This is a genomic window from Variovorax soli NBRC 106424, from assembly GCF_001591385.1.
GTDB lineage: Bacteria > Pseudomonadota > Gammaproteobacteria > Burkholderiales > Burkholderiaceae_C > Variovorax > Variovorax soli.
Window position 1 is genome coordinate 1 of the sequence record NZ_BCUU01000201.1, and the last position, 2,797, is coordinate 2,797.

At 69.8% G+C, this 2,797-nt stretch carries 1 protein-coding gene; it reads left to right on the forward strand.

Annotated features, from left to right (window positions below; all coding sequences use genetic code 11):
- The coding region (locus VSO01S_RS26235) for an excinuclease ABC subunit UvrA (protein ID WP_506016910.1) at nt 1-2,797 on the forward strand (2,797 nt) is incomplete at both ends.

The following is a 2,797-nucleotide window of genomic DNA, read 5'->3' on the forward strand; positions in this document are numbered from 1 at the left end:
CCCCGCATTTGCGCGAGGGCGCAAGCCCCCATCCCAGCCTTCCCCCAGAGGGGGAAGGGGCGAAGTCCGGCGAGGCGCAGGCGCTCAAGCTGCTTTTTGAAGAGATCACCACCCGCCTGCGCTACCTGCACGACGTTGGCATCGGCTACCTCACGCTCGATCGGCAAAGCCGCACGCTCAGCGGCGGCGAGGTGCAGCGCATCAACCTCACCACGGCGCTGGGCACCTCGCTGGTCAACACGCTCTTCGTGCTGGACGAGCCCAGCATCGGCCTGCACCCGCGCGACATGAACCGCATCACCGAGGCCATGCTGCGCCTGCGCGATGCGGGCAACACGCTGGTCGTGGTGGAGCACGACCCGGCCGTCATGCTGGCAGCCGACCGCATCATCGACATGGGCCCGGGCCCCGGCGCGCGCGGCGGGCAGATCGTGTTCGACGGCGCCACGCAGGCACTGCGCAGCGCCGAGACGCTCACCGGCGCCTACCTGGGCGGGCGCAAGACCATCGGCATGGGCTTCAAGCGGCCGGTGGGCGACGCCACGCCGCGCCTCATCCTGGAAGGCGTGCGCGAGCACAACCTGAAGAACGTGACGGTGGAGCTGCCGCTGCAGCGCCTGGTGTGCGTCACCGGCGTGAGCGGCTCGGGCAAGTCCACGCTCATCCAGGACGTGCTGGCGCCGGCGCTCATGCGCCACTTCGGCAAGGCCACCGAAGCCCCCGGCGAGCATGACCGCCTGCTGGGCGCGGACCACCTGAGCGACGTGGTGTTCGTCGACCAGTCGCCCATCGGCAAGACGGCGCGCTCCAACCCGGCCAGCTACGTGGGCGCGTGGGACGCCATCCGCGAGATCTACGCCACTGCGCCGCTGGCCAAACAGCGCGGCTACACCGCCGCCAAGTTCAGCTTCAACAGCGGCGACGGACGCTGTCCCACCTGCGGCGGCTCGGGCTTCGAGCATGTGGAGATGCAGTTCCTGTCGGACGTGTACCTGCGCTGCCCGGATTGCGACGGCAAGCGCTACCGGCCCGAAATTCTCGAGGTGACCGTGGAGCGCAACGGCCGCAACTTCAACGTGGCCGATGTGCTGGAGCTGACGGTGGCCGAGGCGCTGGCCGCCTTTGCGAACGACCGCGAGGTGCAGCGCGTGCTGCAGCCCATCGTCGACGTGGGCCTGGACTATGTGAAGCTGGGCCAGCCGGTGCCCACGCTCAGCGGCGGGGAGGCGCAGCGCCTGAAGCTGGCGGGCTTCCTGGCCGAGGCGGCCAAGTCCAGTTCCGCCAGCAAGCAGCCACTGGCGCGCAAGGGCACGCTGTTCCTGTTCGACGAGCCCACCACCGGCCTGCACTTCGACGACATCGCCCGCCTGATGCGCGCGCTGCGCAAGCTGCTCGATGCCGGCCATTCGCTGGTTGTCATCGAGCACAACCTCGACGTGATCCGCGCCAGCGACTGGCTGGTGGACCTCGGCCCCGAGGGCGGCGAGGGCGGCGGCCAGATCGTGGCCGAAGGCACGCCGGAGCAGGTGCGCGAGAACCGCGCGTCCCTCACCGGCGCGGCGCTGGCCGACTACGAGAACACCATCGGCCCCGGCGCCTTCAAGGCCGCCGAGAAGGTGCTGCGCAGCTATGCCGGCCACGCGCAGCCGGCGCCCGGGCGCGACGCCATCGAGATCGTGCATGCGCGCGAGCACAACCTGAAGAACCTGTCGGTGAACATTCCGCGCGGCAAGTTCAGCGTGGTGACGGGCGTGAGCGGCTCGGGCAAGTCCACGCTGGCCTTCGACATCCTGTTCAACGAAGGGCAGCGGCGGTACCTCGAATCGCTCAATGCCTATGCGCGTTCCATCGTGCAGCCGGCCGGCCGGCCCGAGGTGGATGCGGTGTACGGCATTCCGCCCACGGTGGCCATCGAGCAGCGCCTGTCGCGCGGCGGGCGCAAGAGCACGGTGGGCACCACCACCGAGGTGTGGCACTTCCTGCGCCTCCTGTTCGTGAAGCTGGGCGTGCAGCACTGCATCCATGACAACACGCCGGTGCAGCCGCAGACGCCCGACAGCATCGCCGCGCAGATCCTGAAGAACTTCAAGGGCCAGCACATCGGCCTGCTGGCGCCGCTGGTGAGCAACCGCAAGGGCGTCTACACCGAACTGGCCGACTGGGCGCGCCCGCGCGGCTACACGCACCTGCGGGTGGACGGGGCCTTCCTGCCCACCACCAACTTCCCGCGCATCGACCGCTTCAAGGAGCACAGCATCGAGCTGCCGGTGGCCAGCCTGGACGTGCTGCCTGCCAACGAGGCGCAGCTGCGCGACGCTCTGACGACCGCGCTGGAACACGGCAAGGGCGTGGTGCATGTGCTGAGCGATCTCACCGGCCTGCGCGGCGCGATGATGGCTGGCGCGCCGACCGACGGCATCGGCAAGGCGCATGTGTATTCCACGCTGCGCGCCTGCCCGGTGTGCGCCACCAGCTATGCCGAACTGGACCCGCGGCTGTTCTCCTACAACAGCAAGCACGGCTGGTGCCCCGATTGCGTGGGCACCGGCGTCAAGCTCAGCAAGGAGCAGCGCAAGGTCTTCGACGACTCGGTGCTGGCCGACGATCAGCGCGGGCGCGAGCAGACCTTTGCCGAACCCGAGCTGGACGACGTGGGCGAGGTGGCGTGCCCCACCTGCGAAGGCACGCGCCTCAATGCCACGGCGCGCGCGGTCTTGTTTGCCCCTCCCTCCTCTGGGGGGAGGCAGGGAGGGGGGCAAGCCCCGTCGGCCATGGGCACGGCGTCTGCCCCCCCCCC